General features: G+C 44.5%; 22 protein-coding genes and 1 pseudogene. 8 read left to right on the forward strand and 15 right to left on the reverse strand.

The features are described 5' to 3' along the window. The first annotated feature begins 238 nt into the window (after positions 1-238). The 3 genes from BN1546_RS25790 (at position 239) to BN1546_RS25800 (ending at position 2,349) form a co-directional block, all read left to right on the forward strand. On the forward strand, positions 239-574 hold the full coding sequence (locus BN1546_RS25790) for a ribosomal protein L7/L12 (RefSeq protein WP_090739286.1): 336 nt from the start codon (positions 239-241) through the stop codon (positions 572-574). A gap of 15 nt (positions 575-589) precedes the next feature. Further along, the gene (ybaK, locus tag BN1546_RS25795) at positions 590-1,069 is read left to right on the forward strand and encodes a Cys-tRNA(Pro) deacylase (RefSeq protein WP_025677847.1); all 480 of its coding nucleotides are present in this window, start codon (positions 590-592) and stop codon (positions 1,067-1,069) included. Between the two features lie 89 nt (positions 1,070-1,158). Beyond that, the gene (locus tag BN1546_RS25800) at positions 1,159-2,349 is read left to right on the forward strand and encodes an oxalate decarboxylase family bicupin (RefSeq protein ID WP_040101399.1); all 1,191 of its coding nucleotides are present in this window, start codon (positions 1,159-1,161) and stop codon (positions 2,347-2,349) included. 13 nt (positions 2,350-2,362) lie between these two features. Here the strand turns inward: BN1546_RS25800 and BN1546_RS25805 are convergent, their stop codons facing one another. From BN1546_RS25805 to BN1546_RS25820, 4 genes are all read right to left on the reverse strand, one after another. Beyond that, positions 2,363-3,223, reverse strand: a complete 861-nt coding sequence (locus tag BN1546_RS25805) for an NmrA family NAD(P)-binding protein (protein WP_090739264.1) — start codon at positions 3,221-3,223, stop codon at positions 2,363-2,365. 205 nt (positions 3,224-3,428) lie between these two features. Continuing rightward, entirely contained in the window at positions 3,429-3,722 is a 294-nt protein-coding gene (locus BN1546_RS25810; RefSeq protein ID WP_255305622.1) for a nuclear transport factor 2 family protein, read from the reverse strand. A 169-nt stretch (positions 3,723-3,891) separates the two neighbouring features. Further along, positions 3,892-4,476 carry a TetR/AcrR family transcriptional regulator gene (locus BN1546_RS25815; RefSeq protein ID WP_013371033.1) on the reverse strand — a complete coding sequence of 195 codons (585 nt, stop codon included), beginning with the start codon at positions 4,474-4,476 and terminating at the stop codon, positions 3,892-3,894. A 170-nt stretch (positions 4,477-4,646) separates the two neighbouring features. After that, the gene (locus tag BN1546_RS25820) at positions 4,647-5,366 is read right to left on the reverse strand and encodes a YebC/PmpR family DNA-binding transcriptional regulator (protein ID WP_013310214.1); all 720 of its coding nucleotides are present in this window, start codon (positions 5,364-5,366) and stop codon (positions 4,647-4,649) included. Between the two features lie 218 nt (positions 5,367-5,584). On the opposite strand from BN1546_RS25820, the gene BN1546_RS25825 reads away from it, so the two are divergent. After that, on the forward strand, positions 5,585-6,349 hold the full coding sequence (locus BN1546_RS25825) for a spermidine synthase (protein ID WP_082689634.1): 765 nt from the start codon (positions 5,585-5,587) through the stop codon (positions 6,347-6,349). On the opposite strand, the gene BN1546_RS25830 is transcribed toward BN1546_RS25825, so the two are convergent. The 4 genes from BN1546_RS25830 to BN1546_RS25845 form a co-directional block, all read right to left on the reverse strand. Beyond that, positions 6,346-8,091 carry a proline--tRNA ligase gene (locus tag BN1546_RS25830; protein ID WP_090739265.1) on the reverse strand — a complete coding sequence of 582 codons (1,746 nt, stop codon included), beginning with the start codon at positions 8,089-8,091 and terminating at the stop codon, positions 6,346-6,348. The two genes, BN1546_RS25825 and BN1546_RS25830, sit on opposite strands and share 4 nt — an antisense overlap. Before the next feature lie 322 nt (positions 8,092-8,413). Further along, on the reverse strand, positions 8,414-9,109 hold the full coding sequence (locus tag BN1546_RS25835; protein ID WP_090739266.1) for a P-loop NTPase family protein: 696 nt from the start codon (positions 9,107-9,109) through the stop codon (positions 8,414-8,416). A gap of 97 nt (positions 9,110-9,206) precedes the next feature. Continuing rightward, complete coding sequence (locus tag BN1546_RS25840) at positions 9,207-10,250, reverse strand: carbohydrate kinase family protein (RefSeq protein WP_058711083.1); 1,044 nt, start codon at positions 10,248-10,250, stop codon at positions 9,207-9,209. A 233-nt stretch (positions 10,251-10,483) separates the two neighbouring features. Continuing rightward, positions 10,484-11,773 (reverse strand): glycoside hydrolase family 27 protein, encoded by a 1,290-nt coding sequence (locus BN1546_RS25845; protein ID WP_058831338.1) that lies wholly within the window; start codon positions 11,771-11,773, stop codon positions 10,484-10,486. A gap of 210 nt (positions 11,774-11,983) precedes the next feature. On the opposite strand from BN1546_RS25845, the gene BN1546_RS25850 reads away from it, so the two are divergent. After that, on the forward strand, positions 11,984-12,877 hold the full coding sequence (locus tag BN1546_RS25850; protein ID WP_090739267.1) for an oxygen-dependent tRNA uridine(34) hydroxylase TrhO: 894 nt from the start codon (positions 11,984-11,986) through the stop codon (positions 12,875-12,877). A 207-nt stretch (positions 12,878-13,084) separates the two neighbouring features. Further along, positions 13,085-14,011 carry an AEC family transporter gene (locus BN1546_RS25855; protein WP_090739268.1) on the forward strand — a complete coding sequence of 309 codons (927 nt, stop codon included), beginning with the start codon at positions 13,085-13,087 and terminating at the stop codon, positions 14,009-14,011. 16 nt (positions 14,012-14,027) lie between these two features. Here BN1546_RS25855 and BN1546_RS25860 read toward each other — a convergent pair whose 3' ends face one another. The 5 genes and pseudogenes from BN1546_RS25860 to BN1546_RS25870 all read right to left on the reverse strand — a co-directional run bounded on the left by BN1546_RS25860 (position 14,028) and on the right by BN1546_RS25870 (position 16,673). Beyond that, positions 14,028-14,807 (reverse strand): ABC transporter ATP-binding protein, encoded by a 780-nt coding sequence (locus BN1546_RS25860; protein ID WP_090739269.1) that lies wholly within the window; start codon positions 14,805-14,807, stop codon positions 14,028-14,030. Between the two features lie 385 nt (positions 14,808-15,192). Next, positions 15,193-15,393: a cupin domain-containing protein gene (locus tag BN1546_RS28305; RefSeq protein WP_255305623.1), complete on the reverse strand. Its 201-nt coding sequence runs from the start codon at positions 15,391-15,393 to the stop codon at positions 15,193-15,195. Between the two features lie 6 nt (positions 15,394-15,399). Continuing rightward, a complete protein-coding gene (locus BN1546_RS28310) occupies positions 15,400-15,543 on the reverse strand; it encodes a hypothetical protein (protein WP_255305624.1) in 144 nt (47 codons plus the stop codon). Between the two features lie 33 nt (positions 15,544-15,576). Next, positions 15,577-15,738 (reverse strand): annotated as a pseudogene (locus tag BN1546_RS28315) (cupin domain-containing protein); the annotation flags it as partial. Positions 15,739-15,809: 71 nt separating this feature from the next. Continuing rightward, on the reverse strand, positions 15,810-16,673 hold the full coding sequence (locus tag BN1546_RS25870) for a YheC/YheD family protein (RefSeq protein ID WP_025677866.1): 864 nt from the start codon (positions 16,671-16,673) through the stop codon (positions 15,810-15,812). Between the two features lie 209 nt (positions 16,674-16,882). Here BN1546_RS25870 and BN1546_RS25875 point away from each other — a divergent pair, with 209 nt between their 5' ends. Next, positions 16,883-17,719 (forward strand): DUF6492 family protein, encoded by an 837-nt coding sequence (locus BN1546_RS25875; protein ID WP_090739270.1) that lies wholly within the window; start codon positions 16,883-16,885, stop codon positions 17,717-17,719. A gap of 70 nt (positions 17,720-17,789) precedes the next feature. Beyond that, positions 17,790-19,133, forward strand: a complete 1,344-nt coding sequence (locus BN1546_RS25880; protein ID WP_090739271.1) for a sugar phosphate nucleotidyltransferase — start codon at positions 17,790-17,792, stop codon at positions 19,131-19,133. A gap of 126 nt (positions 19,134-19,259) precedes the next feature. Here the strand turns inward: BN1546_RS25880 and BN1546_RS25885 are convergent, their stop codons facing one another. Continuing rightward, positions 19,260-19,985 (reverse strand): succinylglutamate desuccinylase/aspartoacylase family protein, encoded by a 726-nt coding sequence (locus BN1546_RS25885; RefSeq protein ID WP_090739272.1) that lies wholly within the window; start codon positions 19,983-19,985, stop codon positions 19,260-19,262. 5 nt (positions 19,986-19,990) lie between these two features. Next, positions 19,991-21,025, reverse strand: coding sequence for a glycosyltransferase family 4 protein (locus tag BN1546_RS25890; protein WP_064963653.1), 1,035 nt, complete (start codon positions 21,023-21,025; stop codon positions 19,991-19,993). Between the last annotated feature and the right edge of the window lie 323 nt (positions 21,026-21,348).

Here is a 21,348-nt window from a genome sequence, read left to right on the forward strand (position 1 = left end):
ATGTGTTTGACCCGAATGGTATTATTGGAAACTGGTTGTATTTGAATACACTCCTTTTGAAGTGATTATAAAAAGCTTAATAATAAGCTGTAATATAACGCTCGGTCTGCAATAAGTCAATTTGCACTACCCGTACGCAAAGAATATGATTCTCAATTCGATTAGTCAATCATCATGATATACTATGTTTAAGGGACAAAAATTTAGTGATAAAACTAACAAGAAAAGGGAGATTCTATTGGCAACTAGTGAATATGTAGCAATCATTGCATTGATCCTCTCCGTCATACTTTTGTTCAAGGTTTACCGCCTTCAATCTCGGCTTAATGACCTGAAATCCGAAGTGGAGCGTCTTGAGAATCGTTCGGGACTAACGGGAACCTCGATGTCAAATACAATCGCTCCTCCTGCTCCACATATCCAACACGCAGAAGCTTCCGAAGAAATCAATGAAAGGCTGCTTCTACTAATCAGGGAAGGAAATAAGATTAAAGCCATAAAAGAGTTAAGAACCGCTAAGAATCTTTCACTTAAGGATGCAAAAGATTATGTAGATCACTTGGAAAAACGCTAGAAAGGAAGAATTAAAATGAGTATCAGTAAAACAAACGCTATGCGTATATTGGACGGGCAACACATCCACTACAATATTTTGAGTTATGACCATCAAGATGGAAAAATAGACGGTATGAACGTAGCCGAAAAGATTCAAAGAGCACCGGAATCTGTTTTTAAAACTTTGGTTGCACATAGCAAACAAAATCTGTTTGTTTTTGTCATTCCTGTACATAAAGAGCTCGATCTCAAAAAGGCTGCCAAATCTGCGGGAGAGAAGAAAATTGAAATGCTTCCAGTTAAGGATCTGCAAAAACATACGGGATATATTCGCGGCGGCTGCTCTCCCATAGGGATGAAAAAGATCTATCCCACTTATATCGACCAGCCTGCAGTTGAGCTGGAAACGATCGTCGTAAGCGCTGGGAAAATTGGAACCCAAGTGGAGCTGAGTCCGCATGATTTAGCCCAAATCATTCAAGCACAGTTTACAGATCTAACGCACACGGCATAAAACTCATCACGTCCTCATAAAATCTTTATGCGTATTTTCTCTTAATCCTATGCTTCATCATGCTTCAACTTGGAGAGGAAGATCAAATAATGCATAATGATTGCTCGAAAAAAGTCGGAATCCCCCAGCCCATAAGAAGTGATGGCGCAGGGGGGATTGACAAGGGTCCACGTGATGTGATGAGGGATTTACAAAATCCAGATATGCTGGTTCCTCCCGTAACGGACAATGGTCTCATACCGAATATGAGGTTTTCTTTTTCAGACGCCCATATGCAGCTTAATCATGGTGGATGGTCAAGAGAAGTTACAGTAAGGGAATTACCCATTGCCACAACGCTTGCCGGCGTGAATATGAGTTTGACACCGGGCGGTGTCCGCGAACTTCACTGGCATCAGCAGGCAGAATGGTCTTATATGCTGTTAGGTAGTGCTCGCATTACGGCAGTTGACCAAGATGGACGTAATTTTATTGCTGATGTAGGCCCTGGCGATCTCTGGTACTTTCCACCTGGCATCCCGCATTCTATACAGGGCCTTGAAGAAGGCTGTGAATTTTTGCTGGTTTTCGACGATGGCAGTTTCTCCGATCTGAACACCTTATCCATCTCGGATTGGTTCGCACACACACCTAAAGAGGTGCTCTCTGCAAATTTCGGGATTCCAGAAGCCGATTTTGCAGAGATTCCTCAAGACCAAGTGTACATCTATCAGGACTCCGTTCCCGGTTCAATTCAAAGTCAAGCGGTTCCTTCTCCCTACGGGACGTTGCCCCAATCCTTTAAGCATGAGTTACTAGCTCAGCCCCCGATCAAAACACCAGGCGGAAGCGTACGGATCGTTGACTCCTCCAATTTTCCGATTTCCAAAACCATTGCAGCTGCCCTTGTTGAGATTGAGCCTGGAGCCATGCGAGAAATGCATTGGCACCCCAATAATGACGAATGGCAATACTATCTTGCCGGGCAAGGACGGATGACTGTCTTTGGCGGTAATGGTGCAGCTCGTACATTTGATTTCAGAGCCGGGGATGTTGGATATGTGCCCTTTGCTTACGGTCATTACATTCAAAATACAGGTTCTAGCACACTATGGTTTCTTGAGATGTTTAAAAGTGACCGTTTTGCAGATGTGTCCTTAAATCAATGGATGGCTCTTACGCCTAAAGAACTGATTCAAAGTAATTTACACGTTGGCGCTGATGTGATCTCTAATTTACGAAAGGTCAAATGGCCCGTCGTCAAGTATCCTGGTTACTCTTATGACCCTAAAAAGAAATAAAGGAAACACTTTGTCATGATGTCTTCCAGCTGTTTCCGTGGCTCAGAACAAACTGCTCAAATGAGACCGGACAGCGCCCAGTGACAAGCTTAACGGTATCGGTCACTTGGTCTTCACTTCCATTTTCACGTATCCTTCTATCTAATCCTGCCAGCATATCTGCATATTCCTCAGGCATTCCAGCGTGAACCATGCCCGCTTTCAACTCTTCATCAGACAACGAGATATGCTGGATCGGTTGGACTGTTGATTTCCCGATCAGTTCAGCCACTTCGTCATATGTTAGTGATTGAGGTCCAGTGATGACATGAGCCGTGTTGTGTAGTTTATCGTCAATAAGAGCCCTCACTCCCACTTCTGCAATGTCATCTGCACTTACGAAGCCTATTCTCCCGTTTCGGGTTGCACTATAAATGGCCTTGTTGTTTTTGATCGTGTCCACATGCTGGCCTTCTGTGAAATTCTCCATAAAGTAGGATGGCTGCAGCACAGCCCACTCTGGAGCTAATCTACGAAGTGCTTGATGCACAGGTCCAAATACTGGTCCGTCCTCAGGCACAGATGCGCTCCCTAACAGCACAAATCTTTGCACTCCGGCACTCAAGGCTTTTTCAATAAAAGGAATCATCACTTTGGCGGGATTGACGTCCAGCACAGGTACTACCAAATAAATTTTACCTACATTCACCAGCGCCTGTGCATGTGTTGATTCATCATACCAATCAAAAAATACATAATCCGCCCCTTCCGAATTGCCAGGTTTAGTACGCCCTGCCAAACGTACCGGATACTGAAGTTGCATAAGTCTGGCAGCTACACGGCTGCCTGTTTTGCCGTTTGCTCCTGTAATCAACGCTATATTTCTGTCTTTCATGAAATTCAACTCCTATTTTAATTTTTATTTTCGCCTAGATCTCTATATCCCTATGAGAATTGACTTTTTCATTCACGATTCTAGAGCTTCTAGAGCTACCAAAGGGTTCCAATAATCTTTGTAGTGACTAATTTTTCCGTTCTTCAGCTTAATAACAGAAATGTAGGTTTGATTATACGGTTTACCTGTGCTCACAGCCTGCGCCTCAGAGGCGAATTCGGCCACGAATAAACTCGGGTCCGTTGTCGTATGGATAGTTGGTGAAGAGAAATGCTGAATCCGAAGTACTAGGAAACTCCTTAATATACTCGTAAATTGCTGCTTTACCCTGAAGCACTTGTACCAAATGTTTAGGTGCATAAGGGAACTCGAAAACAGCGTTATCATCAAATAATGAAATCCATTGCTCCATATTTTCTTCTAACAGGTTGCTCGTAAATTTATGCATGACTGCTTGTGCTTGCTGTTTTGCATCGTCAGTATTCGGATTGATATTCATGGTAGACACCTCGCATATTTATTTTAATTTCTGTTTAAAAAGTGAATTTAAGACGCGAAAATAAACATAATCATTCTAGACTGAATAATCTATAATAATAATCAAAAAAATATTTGACTAATCGGTCTGGAATGTTCAAAAAATAAACGCTATTAAGCGTTCATAAAGATCAATCCAAAACCGACAGCGTCGTACGTACAATATCTCTAAGCACCTCAGTGCTGGCGCCTGTCTTGGCGGTAAATGTCAACGATAGTCGGGCATGATTTAGAAATCTGGCGATTGACAATAGCTCAGATTCTGTAGCATGAATCTCCCCCTCTTTTTGGGCGCGGACTAGGGCGTTGTAAAAGGCAAGTTCAAGCTTTTCAGTATTTTCAGAAATAAAAGCTTTGATCTCATGATGATGCGGAGCTTGTTCAATAGCACTGTTCATAATAAAGCATTCCTTGGACAGTCTCTTATCCGTCAAGACTCTAACAGATTCATTAAAAATCGTCGCTATTGCATCCTTAATGCTCCCAGGTTGACTGAGCAGATGAACTACGGCTTCAGTTTTGTCACGTATATAAAGCTGAATAGCCGAAAAAAATAAATCATATTTCGTTCCGTAGGTATCATAAAGACTCTGCCGCGCTATACCCAGCTGATCCAGTAAAATAGTCAGAGAAGTTCCCTCATAGCCATGCTCTCCAAATACAGCCATAGCTTTTCGCAGAACACTTTCAGTATCAAATTCTTTAGCTCTTCCCAAACCTCATGTTCACCTCCTTGACTATGATTATAATTTTTTCAGACTGATCAGTCAAGAAAATGAAATTGATTTTATATCATTTTATTCACAAAAAAACCATCGTACCGAAATACGATGGTTTAGGGATGTTTATTTTATCCAAACGCTCAGATGTAAATGATGCAATCCGATTATTCCTCAGAGTCTACGTTGTGGTACACCTGCTGAACATCTTCCAAATCCTCTAATGCATCAATCAATTTATCAAATTGAACCTGTGCATCCTCTGGTAATGAGATGTCATTTTGGGCAAGCATGGTGAGCTCAGCCACAGTAAACTCAGTTACTCCTGCCTGCTTGAAAGCTTCCTGAACAGCATGGAATTGATCAGGCTCTGCATATACGATGACGGCTTCATCTTCTTCAATGATGTCACGAACCTCGACATCTGCCTCCATCAGCAGCTCCAGCACTTCATCTGCGGTTTTACCCACCAGACCAATAACTGCCGTGGAATCAAACATGTAGGCTACAGATCCGCTCACGCCCAAGCTACCGCCATTTTTAGTAAATGCAGAACGCACATCCGATGCTGTACGGTTTACGTTATTAGTCAGTGCATCTACAATGACCATGGAGCCGTTCGGTCCGAAACCTTCATAACGAAGCTCTACGTAGTTTTCATCGCCAGCACCTTTTGCTTTTTCAATAGCACGGTCAATGATCGCTTTCGGTACATTGTACGTTTTTGCACGTTCTAACACGACTCTTAGTACCCGATTGGATTCAGGATCTGGCTCGCCCTGTTTGGCTGCCACATAAATTTCCACGCCAAATTTAGCATATATACGACTCGTATTAGCATCCTTGGATGCCTTCTTTTCTTTAATGTTATTCCACTTACGTCCCATAATATCCCGCTCTCTTCCTGTATGAATATACACAACGAACTTCATTATATCCTTGTATATTATATCTCCTAAAGGACATACGAACAAGTTCAAACAACTCCGTTATGGAAAAATAAACAATTCTACCTAATTAGGGATGCTTCAAGAATGTGAACTTTCAATCCTCTCATCTATGGACAATAATCCTATGAATGTCTAAGATGAGGAGGAAGTCTGACTTGAAGGAGATTATTCACTTGGATGTCTTACATAAAAAGTTGAGCAATAACCATGAAATCACGGTATATGAAACCACGGAGCTGTATGGTGAAAAGGGATTATTTCGCGTGATGCAATTCTCCAATGCAGCCATCCAAGGTGCGATGGATTTGAATTATCCGCAACGTATTCTGTTCGAATATCCCAGAGCAATCATCCATCTCATGGAGCTGAACGACCCGTCATTTGAAGACGTGTTTGTTATCGGACATGGTGTAGGCACGATTGCGGGTCATTTTGCAGACAAACGCTTTAAGATTGCCGAGCTGGACGCACAAGTGGTAGAATTCAGCCGAACATTCTTTGGATACGACCAGGACAATGTAGTTATTGGTGATGGACGCCGCATTCTGGAGAAGGAGAGCCCGGATGCTTATGACTATATTATTTTGGACGCCTTCACGGAGCAGGGTACGCCTTTGCATTTAATATCTTGGGAATTTTTCAAAATGGCCAAAGAAAAGCTGGATGCAGAAGGCTCGCTAATTATGAATTTGATAGGCAAAAGCGAACACGATCATCTGATCCATGCCATTCACACAACGCTACGTGAAGAATTCGCCTATGTTACCACGTTCTCCCTACCCTCGGAAGGCATTGCTGACATCCAAAATATCATTATGATAGGTCGAGACAAGCCCATTCGTTTTCAGGCACGTCAGATGGCCGACTTTCATGAGATTACCCTTGGAGAAGGTCATGTTCTGCGGGATACAGATGCTTAGTGTTGAATGAGGTTCAGTATCCGTCTCTCTACATCATGGATATGAATTGACTCTTTGTGGCTGCTTCTTCGCTCTACGAACTCTACTTTTCCGTGTTCAGCATCTTTACCAACGACGATACGCACGGGAATACCTACTAAATCCGAATCTTTAAATTTAACCCCTGGGCGTTCCTCACGATCATCTAGCAACACTTCCACACCGCGATCCTGCAGTTGGCTGTATAAGTCCTCAGCTATTTGCATCTGAAGCCTGTCTTTCACAGAAATCGGAATGATATGAACCTGAAACGGGGCCAGCGCATGCGGCCATATCATTCCGTTCTGGTCATGATTTTGCTCTACAATAGCGGACAGGATTCGGGAAACACCAATACCATAACAGCCCATAATCATCGCTTGATCAGTTCCGGACGCATCTAGAAAAGTTGCACCCAGCTTTTCACTGTACTTGGTGCCCAGTTTAAATACGTGTCCAATCTCAATTCCTCGATGAAGTTCCAATTTCCCTTCGTCACACCGAGGACATCTATCCCCTTCTATAATATTGCGCAAGTCTGCCACATAGCGAAGATCTAGATCGCGTCCTGGATTCACATGCCGATAATGGTAATCCTGCTCGTTCGCGCCTGCAAAACCGCTAGACATTTGGACAACGGCGTAATCCACCCACACAGGGATTGTCAAGCCGCATGGACCTATGAACCCGGGTGGGGTTCCAGTCGCCTTTGTGACGGCATCTGCATTTGCTATTTCGAATTTTTCACTACCTAAAATTTGTTTAACTTTTACTTCGTTGACCTCATGATCTCCTCTGACAACTATCGCAATCGGCTGATCGTCAGCCATATAAATCAGTGTTTTGATGATTTCCTTCGACTCTATGTGAAGCGTTTCAACAAGTTGATTTATGGTTCGCAAACCTGGAGTGTACAGTTTTTCCATTTTATCTGTATCAATTGAAGGATGGCTGTCATGTTTATCTTCATTGGAGACAGAAGATATTCCTATGCTCTCCGTCGTCCGTGGCTCCGCCTTTTCAAGATTGGCAGCATAATCACAGCAGGTACATGCCACAATGATATCCTCTCCAATCTCAGCCAGTGCCATAAATTCATGAGTTTCGCCCTCACCACCAATAGCGCCTGCATCTGCTTCGACTGCGCGAAAATTCAGACTGCAGCGGTTGAAAATACGTTGGTAGGCCTGGAACATCGTCCAATAAGTGTGATCTAGTCCTGCCCAATTGGCATCAAACGAATAGGCATCCTTCATCAAAAATTCTCTGCTGCGAAGCAGACCAAACCGAGGACGTCGTTCATCCCGAAACTTGATTTGAATTTGGTACAGTGTTACTGGCAATTTCCGATAGGAATTCACTTCATTTCGTATTAAAGACGTAATGACCTCTTCATGTGTAGGACCTAATGCGAACTCCCGATCATGCCGATCTTGCAGACGCATCAGCTCAGGGCCGTACACATCGTATCTCCCCGATTCTTGCCACAGCTCCGTTGGCTGTAATACAGGCATTAACAACTCTCCAGCCCCTGCACGATCCATCTCATCTCGTACAATTTGTTCCACTTTTCTGAGCACCCGTCTGCCCAGTGGCATATAGGTATACATTCCAGCCGCCAATTGGCGGATAAATCCTGCCCGCAGCATCAGCTGATGGCTGATCACTTCGGCCTCTGCAGGTGCTTCACGTAAGGTTGTCAGTAATAATTGGCTTTGGCGCATGTGTGGCTTCCTCCTTGTAAGAACGTAAAATGTACGCAAAAAAGACACATCCGTCAGGGACGAATGTGTCGTGGTACCACCCTTCATTTGACCGTAACCATATACGGGACGTTCCTTCTTCAGATAACGGCATCTGGCCGGTAACGGTTTATCTTACGCACCGCTACAGCTCGCAAGGCAGGGAAACGTTCATTCGCGGCGAGAAACCTTTCAGCCCATGGGTTTCTTCTCTGTACAGCGGGTAATTGAACCTTTGATCCTTGGTCTACACTATTCCTATATATTACAATTTTCACCACTTTACACGAAACGCAGATTCGAGTCAAGGAGATAATTGTCTATCTGGGCTCATCCAGGGACATGAACGATATTTAGATTTTAGGATAATCAAATTCCGTTCATTACCATATTGCAAAATGAGCGGCCAGATTTTAGGACGGATACGCCTGCGAAAACCCAGAACAAAGCGGACAAACCGAGGTGAAATATCCCAAATACGAACGGCTTCCCGCTCTATTCCTATGGGTAACTCCTTGGAAAATAAAAAACGGTTAAGCGAACGTGTGATAACACCTGATATCGCCTCAATCGTGCTGACATCCATCACGATGATTGTATCGGAACGCTGGAGTCGCTCGGTAAAATAACGCTCATGATAATTCCCTTCGATAATCCATTCTTCCCTTTGCAGGACTTCTCCCAGCTGTTTGTGAAATTGCTTGTCCGTACTCCGCTTCCACTCTGGCCCCCAATACAAATCATCCAACGAGGTATACGGCAAATGAGTCCACATCGATAGACGTTTGGCCAAAAAAGTCTTGCCGCTCCCCGGTGAGCCGATTACGATAATACGCTTAGCATGCTGCACAGCTAGAAGATCGTCACTTTGTCCTGCACGTAAGGTCGAAATGGAATAGATCAGTCGATATAGTAAACCTACTGCCAAAGCCCCTCCCTTTAAAAGCAAATAAAGTAGGAACAGCGGCAGAAAAACAATAGCGTATTTCACACTGTCCATCAGACAACCTGCTCCTTTTATAAATTCAATAATTGAGACCATTACGTCCGTGAAGCTCCAAATACACGCTGCTGTAGGTTAGTGTTCTCTTCTTTACTTATGTATTTTTCTTTTTAAAATACACACCCTTAAAAAAAACAAAATTTTGCGAATGTGTGCCATACAGCTCCTGGAATCTAGAATGAAGTTTATTCATAGAAATGGTGTCTGAGACTGTCCGATCCGTTTGTATGGTTAAATCGACACAACTGATTCCAAACTGGCACACTTGTTCCATAGGATAACCTTGGGTAATTCCATAAATCATCCCGGCAATAAAAGCGTCGTCTGCGCCTGTGACATCAATGACCTGTTGAAATGGGTGTATAGGGATTTGTCCATAAGTTCCATCTTGAGAAGCAAACAACACACGCTCAGCACCGCAGATAATAATGACATTTTGAACCCCAAGTTTGTGAAAAACTCGGGCTGCGTCCAATATCTGCTGATCATCTTTAAGTTCAAGTCCCAAATAAGCTTCAGCCTCTTCCGGTTGGCATACCAGCCATTCCACCCCATGCAAATTTCGGGGAAGCTTTCTCATCTTGGAAGCTGACACCGAAGAAACGACAAGCGGAACCTGATGTTCCAGACAGACATGTATGGTGGCCGCTATTACGTTCATAGAAAAATTAGTGTCCAGCAGAACGAGTCGGGACGAGGCGATTAAAGGAATATTTTCAAAAATTACGGAAGGACGAATCTGATCATAAATCTCCATTTCTGCTGTCGCTACAATCATTTCACCATGCTCGTTCAGCAAGGCAGTATAGACACCGGTTGACGATTCACCTTTGACTTGAAGAGGAATCACGTGCATGTAACGGCTGGACTGTTCGATGATAAATTCACCTTCAGCATCGTCCCCAACTGCGGTCAGCAGGCTGACCCGTCGACTCAACCTCCCTAAATTTTCAGCCACATTCCGTGCTACCCCACCGCAAGATTGCAGACTAGTGCTGCTCGGGTTGGAGGTGTGAAGCTGAAATGTACCTTTAATCATGATTTTACGATCCAGATTGGCCCCTCCGATACACAGAATTTGTTCACTAGAGGGCCAAGGCTCGTCCTGCTCATTTTTGTGAATTTTTTTTAATTTCATCATTTGACTCCTTTCTCGACTCTATTCGCTAGAATGATTTAAATTTGTGCAGAAATAGGCACTCTATAAACCTAACATGTTCCAATTGTCAAATTCCCAAGAATCATGTCGAGTCCGTTAAAATATCATAAAGTTACACATACAAAAAAATCACCTTATCGTAAAAACATCCTCCACTTTACAATAAGGTGACTAGAGCTGAACGTGCAGCTTAGATCCTTCCTAACATCCTGTTATTTTATAATGAATAGTGCAGCTCCATGAGGGGGTATATCTGCAGACAGTTCCTGCACTATATCACCTAAATCCACATGGTTCCATAAGTCTCTGGCACTTGCCTGCCCTTCAATTCCAAGCTCCTGTAAGGACACACGGACTGTGGAAGCTTCATCTCCAGCATTAAATAAAGCCGCATATACGTGACCTTCCTCGTTGTGAGAAGTCCAAACGATATGTTCATCCTTTCTGTAGACCTGTCGCGCATTCATACCGTTGTGATGAACATCGAGCACTTCTTTGTTCGTCAGCAATGAAAGTGTCCATTCGTCATTATCACGCAGTTCTCCCCCAAACATCAGTGGAGACCGGAAAATGCTCCATAAAGTCATCATTGTCAGCTGCTCATCCTTCGTAAAGCGTGTCCATCGATCATGACTGCCGGAATCTACTGAATCTACCGAACGAATACCCAGATGGCCCAGTGGCAACATGTCGCAATCCGGCCAGTGACCTGGACCTACATGTTCCGCCCATTTCTCGCAGCGCTCAAACATACCATACAGTAAAGGCCATACATCCCAGAAGTCATCAGTCATACGCCACATATTCGCGTTTGCGATTAAATCAGATGCATGCTCCAGCGGTGCGGGACCAGGCGATAGACTCAACACCATCGGACGTCCGCATTGGGCGATAGCCCGCTCAATCAATTCAATTTCCGCCAAATGAATACCATAGAGACGTGATGCAGCAATGTCATCTACTTTGACAAAATCCACACCCCATTCCGCATACAGGTCAAATAACGAATTATAATACTCCTGTGCGCCTTCCTTGGAAGCATCTACCCCATACATATCTGTGTTCCAAGGACAAATAGAGTTAGGATGTGCAATTTGTCTGGCTGTAGCTGTAGTTCCTAAAATCGGAGTATCCTGATGAACCGCCTGGCGGGAGATGCCTCTCATAATATGTATCCCAAATTTTAATCCCAGACCGTGTACATATTCCGCAAGAGCTTGGAAGCCGCGTCCATCTGCTGCCGAAGGAAAACGATTCACCGCTGGAATAAGACGTGAATATGAATCCATTTCCAATGGGACAAACGGGCGATACTGTGAAGATACTGCTCCTGACTCATACCACTGAATATCCACCACAACATATTCCCAACCATATTCCTTCAGGTGCTCCGCCATATATTGAGCATTTCCTCGCACTTCCTCTTCCCGTACTGCTGCACCGTAGCAATCCCAGCTATTCCACCCCATAGGTGGTGTATGCGCTGTCAAATGATGTTTCATTGAATTCATCCTTTCATCTGCTAGACCTCAACCTGTTACTGCAAATCTCATCAACCCCACAATACCATTATAATGTAACCCCTTACTTTTGTCGCTCGTCATCTTTTCCGTTTCCACTTTTTAAACATTTATGTTGACTAACTTAAAGAATGTGGTACATTTAAACTTGCTTGTTAAAAAACTTTGACTTGAATCAGAGGGTGATTTTACATGTGTGAACATGCTTATCGAATTTTGTTGTTTTACAAATATGTCAATATTGAAGATCCTGCCACCTTTACGGCAGAGCATCTGGCTTACTGCAAAGAGCTGGGCGTCAAGGGAAGAATCTTGATTGCTGAGGAAGGAATCAACGGAACACTGTCCGGTACAGTAGAGCAAACGGAGCAGTATATCCGTGATTTGCGCGCTAATCCGAAATTCCACGATATCGTTATTAAAATAGATGAGTCTGACGGTCATGCGTTCAAGAAAATATTTGTACGCCATCGTCAGGAGCTGGTTACGCTACGTCATGAGGACGAGCTGGACCCTAATGTAATTAGCGGCAAGCGTCTATCACCAAAGGAGTTTTATGAACAGCTTCAAGATGAAAATGTCGTGGTTCTGGACGGACGTAACGACTACGAATATGACATCGGTCATTTCCGCGGAGCTATTCGCCCCGAAGTTGAATCATTCCGTGAATTTCCACAATGGATTCGCGATAATATGACTGGGTTCAAGGATAAAAAAATCCTGACATACTGTACCGGAGGTATTCGTTGCGAAAAGCTGTCTGGTCTGCTGATTAAAGAAGGCTTTAACGATGTAGCTCAGTTGGATGGCGGCATTGTGACTTACAGCAAGGACCCAGAAGTACAAGGACGTTTGTTTGACGGTAAGTGCTATGTATTTGACGAACGAATTTCGGTTCGAATCAACCATACAGATGAAGACGTTGTTGTTGGTAATTGCTACCACTGTGAAACAACAAACGATCATTATATTAACTGCCCCGTGTGCAATCTCCAACATATCGTGTGTCCAGATTGCGAAAAACAGCATCAACACTATTGCTCTGACGATTGCCGAACTAAAGCGGAAACTATGGCTTCTGCATAAACCTTCAGAATACTCGGTTTCATATAAAAGGGATGTTCCTATTAGCCGTTTAACATGGCTGTGGACATCCCTTTTGTTATTTTCAGAATAAGTGATCTAAGCTTCATAGCATATACCTATAACCTTAATTGTTTATCCATCTTGGACGGGTTCGAAAGTAGCGCCTTATAATGGAAAATGTCATTACAGAAAGGATGAGTGGAATTCATGGTTCAAATCGTACTCTCAACTCTTTTATCCGTTATCGTTCCGCTGTCCATTCCGGTGATTGCCGGATTTTTACTCGGCAAATTCATGAAGCTGGAAACAAAACCACTCTCGACTCTGTACTTATATTTTTTAAGTCCCGCCATGATTCTGGACACACTGCTCAAGGCACAGCTTTCCTGGCATGATGTGGCACTGACAGCCGCTTTTTCATTACTGAACCTGCTGCTTTTATGGGGAATTGCACAATTAGCGGGGAAAATCTTCAGGCTGAGCCCCCCGGAAACGGCGGGACTCACCTTAATCTCCACACTGACTAATAGTGCAAATTATGGGTTGCCGCTTATTTTACTTGCTTTTGGACAGCTTGGCCTGGATAAAGCCTCCGTATATGTCGTCATCCAGATGATTATGGTCAATACCATTGGTGTATACTTTGCAGCCCGCTCTGAATTTTCTGTTCAAAGTGCCGTGAAGTCAGTATTTTCTCTCCCTGCGATCTATGCGGCTCTTCTCGCACTGGGACTTCGAGCATTGGATTGGCATCTACCCTCTGGCATTCAATCAGGTGTCTCGATGATTGCAGCCGCCTATTCTCCGGTCGTGCTGGCGATTCTCGGTACCCAGATGGCTTATGTAAAAATATTCAGGCTGGAGCCATCTATTAAAAAAGCCAGCTACGCAGGACTGATAATTCGACTTCTGCTCTCCCCGCTTGCGGCTTGTCTTGCCATGCTGATACTGGGAATTTCAGGACTTTTGTTTTCCGTTCTCTTCATTCTGGCCTCGATGCCAGTGGCTGTGAATGCAGTCATTTTAGCCGAAAAATTTAATGCATCCCCAAGACTGGTTTCTACCTGCATCTTGTGGAGCACGCTTGCTTCATTCCTGATTTTGCCCATTCTGATTATGCTGGTAGCAGGTTAGACAGACAAAAGGCTCTCTATACCATAGAGAGCCATGCACGATCCTGTCTCCAGTCTACTTGCACAGATGTTTCAAAAAAAGCACTGAGCGTTTCACTGCTCAGGATATCTGTCGTTTTACCTTTGGCAAACACCGTACCCCGGCGAATCAGAATCGTATGTGTGTACATGGGTAGAATTTCTTCGATATGGTGTGTAACATACAATAAATTTGGAGCACCCGGCGCCTCGGACAGCTGACGAACGCTATCCAGTAATGCTTCTCTAGAAAAAAAATCCAACCCATTACACGCCTCGTCCAAAATCAGCAGCTTGGGCGAGGCCATTAACGCGCGAGCAATAAGCACTTTTTGCTTTTCTCCCTGTGAGCATCCCTGATACAACCGATCCACGAGATGAGCACAGCCCAGTTGGGTCATAAGCTGAATGGCCTGTTTATCATCTGTATCCGTCGTCTGATCATACAGTCCAATAGAAGCAAATTTGCCGCTGATGACAACATCCTGCGTGCGCTGGCTTCCATTAATTCTTTCCTGTAAAGAGGAACTGACCCAACCAATAGATTTGCGTAATTCCCTCAAATCTACATCCCCAAAAGTATGACCCAATACACCGACACTACCTGTGGTTGGCCATATGTAACCATTAATCATATTGAGCATCGTTGTTTTGCCTGATCCATTCAAGCCGAGTACAGCCCAGTGCTCTCCCTCAGCTACCTGCCAATTGATTTGATCCAGTATGGTACGGTTATCTCTCTTCCAGCTTACATTGTTAAGTTCAATGACAGAATTCATGGCTGCACATCCCTTCTATTCATCGCATCATCAGATGTTTATAAACATAATAAAATATAACTTTTACTACATTAATCTTCACTTTCGTATAAGAATAGCACAGGGTTGCAGGTTGTTCAATTTTAAATTCACTCTATTACTTTCTACAAAAGTAATAGAAACAGAATCAAGTTTAATAGCCCGCTTAGGCTAACTGGAATAAGGGAGCATAAGCGGGCATTTTAGTTGCTTTATGATTTAAGATTTAAGATTTAAGATTTAAGATTTAAGATTTAAGATTTTGGGGCGATGAAGACTGATTTATGATGCAGTTTATGCGCTATTTCCCGAGGCAGGCTCAGATTTGTTGCCAATACATCAACAGGGTTGCCAGCCATCCACTCACTCAAATCAATGGCCTCGTAATGACCACTCCGTCCAAATAATATTGCCATTCATCCGCATTGGGATGCCAGTGCATTTCTCGCAATCCGCCTGGCTCTAATTCAATCACAGATCCTGCCATCGTCGAAGAAATAGGGAAATCTTCTACTGTAACGGTCCGCTGAGTCCCTCCACCCGGTGCCAATCTGGGCTGTTTGGCCATTAAAGGTTAGCGGTGTTTAGTAATTAGATCGGAAGAAGCGCGCGGATATGCATCATGAGATGCGATAGATGGGACAGGTCCTTTTGCAAAATAAGCTTCCTTCTTTGGCAAAAGAGCCAGCTCGTCGGCTGCAAGTCCGAGATTTTGCATGACAACATCCGCGGGAGTCTGAGCGATAAAATCAGTAATGCTGAACGTATGGTCCTCCGAAAAATCACCATTATCGAAAATCAGGATAAAATGACATTCTCCAGGACCAAGACCTTGAATGGAGTGACCATAACCACGCGGAAAATACCATACATCACCGGGGTTAAAAATATCGACATAGGAAGTACCGTGAATGTCCGAGTCGCCACCTCGCGGTTAGGATTAGGATAAACAGGCAAGAAAAAAAAGGATGAATCATAAACAATTCATCCTTTTTTTGATTTAGGTTCTTTATTTGTATGATCAACTTTATTTGCAATTTTATCTTTATTCTTGTTGTTATTCTTCTTATCCTTGCTTGGGACTGCAACTTTCTTTTTTTCATTAGCCAGTCGCCAATAGCTTATTACTTTTCGGTACATAGACTTATCTGTCAATTGGTTAAATATATATGGGTCTGGCTTCGTGTTCACCTCAATGATCCACGGGATAAAGCGATGATCCAATCCAATGTCCACACCAATTTGCCGGAATTTCGGATATGTTTTTTGTAGTTGTGTGGCGATGGTAATCCCTAGTTCATTGAGCTTCTTGACCAGCTCAGCCTGCTTACTTTGCGATAAATGGGATTTCAGTAGTTGTTCTAAGGCCATCGGCTTACCACCACTATGATAATTGGTCACGATTTTACGGGGATGACCCAAGCGTCCAATAATTCCGGTAGATTCCCATGACCCTTTTGCATTACGCTGCACCATGATCCGGATATCAAAATAACGATTTTGATGGCGCAGTAAATGGATTCCCTTTTGAATGAGATAACTTTTTTTCCCCGTGTGTTTCGATAAGCTGGTGATTAGTGCATCCAAATGTTTGAATTCCAGACGCTTTTCCTCATATTGGTAGGCAAAACGCTGACCTGCCTCTTGTTCGACTTTCATCACACCTTTGCCAAAGGTACCTCGCTCAGGCTTTACATAGACCATACCATATTTTTCGAGCATTGATTTTACATTTGCTTTGCTGTATTTACGAGTTTCAGGTACAAAAGGCTTGATGCTGCCATGCTGGAGCAACAATTGGGTTTTATGCCATTTGCTGCGCAACGCCTGCGCTTGTGAAGAATTCACTTGCCCCTCTCCTCTCTACTCTCAGGGTAGAACGCTCCTGTTAAAAAAGATCAATCTATCGTATGCGCCAAATCCCCATTCGAAGCTCCATTCGCCCTCTTCTACATAGAATTAGACAGTTGGCCTTGCCCGGTCGAAAGCGCCTGTCCAGGCATACAATAATATAAGGTACCGGTAGCGTATATTTACACGTATAGGGAGTGAATAACATGTCTGCGCAATCCGATGAGCCACAAAAGGGTTCCCTCTCAATCGATGTTCTGATCCCCGCAATTGAAAAAGATCTGGCGACACTACCACTAGTAATTGACAGTCTGCGCCGTCACGTGCAGCACCGAATTGCAACCATTTATATCGTTTCACCGCAAAGCACCAAACTTCGCCGTCTATGCGCCAACAAGAAGTGTACATTTATAGACGAAAGAACGGTGTTGCCCATCACTAAAAAGCATATTCGTTACGGAACAACGCGCTGGGATCGATCAGGCTGGCTGTATCAGCAATTGCTCAAAATGAATGGCGACAAAATCAGTAAATCGTCTTTTTTTCTCGTCATAGACGCGGACACCATTTTGATTCGTCCACATACGTTCCGTAAAGACGGGAAAACAATTTTTTACTATCGCAGCTGGAGTCAACCTGACTACTTTCGCACTTACCGTAAGCTGATGGGGGCTAAAGCTCCCTCACCAAAGTCCTTTGTCACTCACTATATGCTTTTTGAAAAAACACGGCTCGCCCAGCTCAAGCAAGTTATTGAGACTAGACATGGGAAACCTTGGTACAACGCCATTATTCAAAGTATAGACCGGACAAAACAGTTTGGATTTTCCGAATATGAAACGTATGCCAACTATCTATACAGCAATCAGCCCTCTCGGATGATTTTGCGCAAGTCATTAAATAAAGCGCTTCATAGTCGTGCTTCTTCGCTGTCACCAAAACAATTGGATATCTACGCCCAAAGCTACCGCTCCTTATCTTTTCATCAACGCCAAGTATACCAGCTAGCTCCAAAAACAAAGATTCAATCTGCATTGAAGTAGTTCCTAAAATAGAAAATCCCGCAATTGTTGATGCGATCCAAATGGATCTGCATTGAAGGAGGAAACGTCCGTGCGCATCGTATTGTTATGCGGTGGTGCCGGAAAGCGGCTGTGGCCATTGTCCAACGATATTCGGTCAAAGCTGTTTCTTCGGTTGTTACCCGCACCTGATGGGCAACAGGAATCTATGCTTGGCCGGGTGTATCGTCAGCTTACCTTAGCCGGGCTAGAGTCCTCTGCCCTGCTTCTGGCTCATCGGAGTCAGGTAAATCTAGCATTTCGCCATACTGAAGGTCGTCTGCCCGTTCTTGGCGAGCCTGCCAAACGGGGAACCTTCACAGCTGCCGCACTCGCTGCTGCTTATTTTCACACAAGAGGCATGGGACTGGATGAAGTTCTCTGTATTGCTCCAGCAGATATGTTCGCAGGCGACGACTTCTTCCACAGCATAGCAGCGCTCTCCGGTCTATTGCTCGAGAGCGGAGCCGATCTGGCTATGCTTGGGACAAGGCCTACCCATGCCTCCGACCAATATGGATATATTGTTCCAGGTCTGCAAATGAGGCAGGAAGGGAAATCGGCTTATGCACAAGTTGCTCGCTTCACTGAAAAGCCGGATCTCTCTAGGGCGCAGCAGCTTATTAACCAAGGCGCGCTGTGGAACTGCGGTATTTACGCTTTTACGTTACGGTATATGCTGTCCTGCATGGAGCAAATTCAATTGCCGCTGAACGATGAAGAACTGTACACAATATATGATAGCCTCCCGGTTCGCAGTTTCGATGAGGAGATTGCGGAGCGTACTGAACGGGCCGTTGTCCTGCCTTACGAGGGCGAATGGCACGACATCGGCAACTGGCAGGCCTTAACAGAGCAGCTAGGAAGCCGAGTGATCGGACGTGGACAAATCAGTGGTCAGACTCACGGCACACACATCGTGAATGAGCTGCCCTATCCACTTCATGTCATTGGCGTGGAGGATATTATTGCTGCTGCAAGCCCTGACGGTATTCTCATTGCGTCCAAAAGCCATGCTCACGCGATCAAGGAGCAGCTAGGCAACCTCCAACTTCACCCCATGCATGGTGAAACCTCTTGGGGCAGTTACCGGGTGCTGGACGAGTTTGATCACCGGAGTCCGAACGACATCTTAGCCATACGACTGACGGTGTTGCCAGATCATCGCTTGAATGGACGTATTCACGGCAGCGGACTTAAAGTATGGACGATCGTGTCCGGCCGGGGAGAGGTTATGCTGAACGGAGAACGCTTTGCTGCGGCAAGCGGCTCTGTATTTAGCATTCCAGTGGATACGTATCACACGATCCGCGCAGATCTGGATACCGCACTGGAACTGATCGAGGTGCGCCTGGGTCACAGTTTGGTGAGCGCCTTCTATAAATCCGATTCCTGACAACACAGAGTTATAGCATCTAAACAGATAGGATTTCTGCACGAAAATCACACATCAAAAAAATCGCTCTTGAGCAAGGTGAGTAAAATCCTTTGCTCATGAAGCGATTTTTTTTAATATTACATCTCATAAGGAAACCGTTCTAACCTTGCCAGATAAATAAACCTTGTTGGCCTTAATCATCCCGGCTTCTCTTAAAAAGTGCTGCATAATCTTCATCTGATAGTGTATGCGTTCCTTCTCGGGCAGGCTCCACCCCGTTTCCACGGTTACTGCACGTGCCCCTAAAATACGGGCGGCAGCGGTACGAGAGGAACCTGGGAGCTCATGCAACCGCATGTTGAAATGGCGGTCTTTCACCTTGATCGAGCGATTCATTCGCTTAATAATCCGGCGCGTCGTGGGAATTACCGGGTTGCCTTTATTGGAGATCAGCGTTTGACCAAGCACCTTGGCATCCTTTTGTGATAATCCATTCGCCTCATGTAAGTCGAGATACCATTCAGGGTGATGCTTTTGTGTTAGTTTAAATAGAGCAGCGGAAAGTGGATGTGTTGCCGCCTGCTTTTTCTGGCGCGGAAAGGTTCGATTCAGATCAGGTTTTCCTCTGATCCGCTTGCGGTAAGCCTCTTGATTCACAATTGGCACAATAATAAGTTTGCCATGGCTGAATCTCAGTTTTTGCTCATTCAAAAGCTTTACCAGTTTCTCAGCCGCACGTATACTTGCTATTTCATTACCATGTATGCCTGCAACCACCATCGCACACGGGCCTTTCTGTCCCTCTATGGCTACATAATAAGGAGTCGCCCAAGAAGAGCCCTTTCCAAGCATATATCGTTTGACCTGCATCCTCTTCACCTCCGTATGGGCTTTCGGTGTCCTCTCTTCTGTTCTCGCCGACGGATGATTTCACGGTATAGTCTCAAATAGTTGCTGGTCATCTGTTTGTTGGTAAATCTTTGGTTAACATACAATCGAAGCTGCGCAGGTGACGGGTAATTTTTTTGCTGTGCCTTACGTGCCATTTGGCCAACTGATTTGCAAATCAACTGTGGAAAGCCTGATAGCACCTCGGGAACGGAGCCATTTTTTAGTGCCAGCACCGGTGTTCCACAAGCCATGGCTTCTACCATTACGAGTCCGAACGGCTCTTCCCACAGTGATGGAAACAACAGACACTCTGCATGTTTCAGCAGCTTCTGTTTCCGATCACCCCCAACTGGTCCTACATAGCGTATATTCGGATTGCGCTGAATTCGCTTCTGAATCTCTCGGCGAAAAAATACAGGGGCTTTGATAGGACCCGCAATAAGCAGCCTTTTTCCTGTTCGCTCTGCAACCTGAATGGCCTGCAGTACACCTTTATCCGGTATGATTCTGCCCATAAACAGCAAGTAGCCTCGCTTCTCACTGCTGAACTCGTATTCATGGGTGTTGATGCCGTTATAGATATAAAATCCTTTGCCCCCGCCCATCAATTGGCGTGCTCTTTTACTGACATATACGGGGTTTTTACCGTGCCTCTTCACTGGTAGATGAACGGTACACAATGATGAGCAAGGCAGCTTCCTACGCGCTACCGCAGAACGAAAGGTATGGTCATGAATGATATGTGTACCGGAAGGCATATGCCGAAGTACATATTGGGGGATCTGACTATGTTTCAAACCCTTGGGATAAGTAATCAATCGCGCGCTGCTCCTGCTCCCACGGGCGGCAAAAAGAGATACATGATGCCCTCGTCTCACTAATTCCTCTGTTAATTCATGCACAACCTTTTCCGTTCCGCCCTTGATGGAGGGTACAGGCTGTGCATCGGGATAGTTGGATATGACCTGCACAATGGTTAAAGGTCGGTTTTTGAGTGCTTTACTCTGCCTTGAAGCCATATGAATTCCCCTTCCTGACCGGAGATACGGTGTAATCTTTACGATGTCAACGGGAATCTGAGCATACTCCCGTACAGGTTATAAATTGTAGTATATAGGTATGTATGTTTTGCATGATTGCTTGTGCCAATCGTCTGCAAGTCGCTTTTTGTCATACGAGCCTAGCCATAAGGGAGGCTTATTTAATTTGTCAAGTCAAAGTTAAGGAGAAAATTCTCATCGTTTTCTAATAAAGCAGGGCAAAACGTTGGGGTAACAGGATTGTAACCACGAGTGGTAAATTCCGGATATTTTATTTGTGTTATTGTCATTTCAGGACATCA

The sequence above is a fragment of the Paenibacillus sp. Mc5Re-14 genome (genome assembly GCF_001049835.1).
In the GTDB taxonomy this organism is placed as follows: Bacteria; Bacillota; Bacilli; order Paenibacillales; family Paenibacillaceae; genus Paenibacillus; species Paenibacillus polymyxa_C.

Coding starts and splice junctions, on each gene's coding strand:
- BN1546_RS25850 (WP_090739267.1), top strand. CDS start 11,984: ATGTGTGAACATGCTTATCGAATTTTGTTGTTTTACAAATATGTCAAT.
- BN1546_RS25885 (WP_090739272.1), bottom strand. CDS start 19,985: ATGCAGGTCAAACGATATATGCTTGGAAAGGGCTCTTCTTGGGCGACT.
- BN1546_RS28310 (WP_255305624.1), bottom strand. CDS start 15,543: ATGCAAAATCTCGGACTTGCAGCCGACGAGCTGGCTCTTTTGCCAAAG.
- BN1546_RS25830 (WP_090739265.1), bottom strand. CDS start 8,091: ATGCGCCAAAGCCAATTATTACTGACAACCTTACGTGAAGCACCTGCA.
- BN1546_RS25855 (WP_090739268.1), top strand. CDS start 13,085: ATGGTTCAAATCGTACTCTCAACTCTTTTATCCGTTATCGTTCCGCTG.
- BN1546_RS25805 (WP_090739264.1), bottom strand. CDS start 3,223: ATGAAAGACAGAAATATAGCGTTGATTACAGGAGCAAACGGCAAAACA.
- BN1546_RS25845 (WP_058831338.1), bottom strand. CDS start 11,773: ATGAAACATCATTTGACAGCGCATACACCACCTATGGGGTGGAATAGC.
- BN1546_RS25875 (WP_090739270.1), top strand. CDS start 16,883: ATGTCTGCGCAATCCGATGAGCCACAAAAGGGTTCCCTCTCAATCGAT.
- BN1546_RS25835 (WP_090739266.1), bottom strand. CDS start 9,109: ATGGACAGTGTGAAATACGCTATTGTTTTTCTGCCGCTGTTCCTACTT.
- BN1546_RS25800 (WP_040101399.1), top strand. CDS start 1,159: ATGCATAATGATTGCTCGAAAAAAGTCGGAATCCCCCAGCCCATAAGA.
- BN1546_RS25890 (WP_064963653.1), bottom strand. CDS start 21,025: ATGGCTTCAAGGCAGAGTAAAGCACTCAAAAACCGACCTTTAACCATT.
- BN1546_RS25860 (WP_090739269.1), bottom strand. CDS start 14,807: ATGAATTCTGTCATTGAACTTAACAATGTAAGCTGGAAGAGAGATAAC.
- BN1546_RS25840 (WP_058711083.1), bottom strand. CDS start 10,250: ATGAAATTAAAAAAAATTCACAAAAATGAGCAGGACGAGCCTTGGCCC.
- ybaK (WP_025677847.1), top strand. CDS start 590: ATGAGTATCAGTAAAACAAACGCTATGCGTATATTGGACGGGCAACAC.
- BN1546_RS25820 (WP_013310214.1), bottom strand. CDS start 5,366: ATGGGACGTAAGTGGAATAACATTAAAGAAAAGAAGGCATCCAAGGAT.
- BN1546_RS28305 (WP_255305623.1), bottom strand. CDS start 15,393: ATGGCCAAACAGCCCAGATTGGCACCGGGTGGAGGGACTCAGCGGACC.
- BN1546_RS25810 (WP_255305622.1), bottom strand. CDS start 3,722: ATGAATATCAATCCGAATACTGACGATGCAAAACAGCAAGCACAAGCA.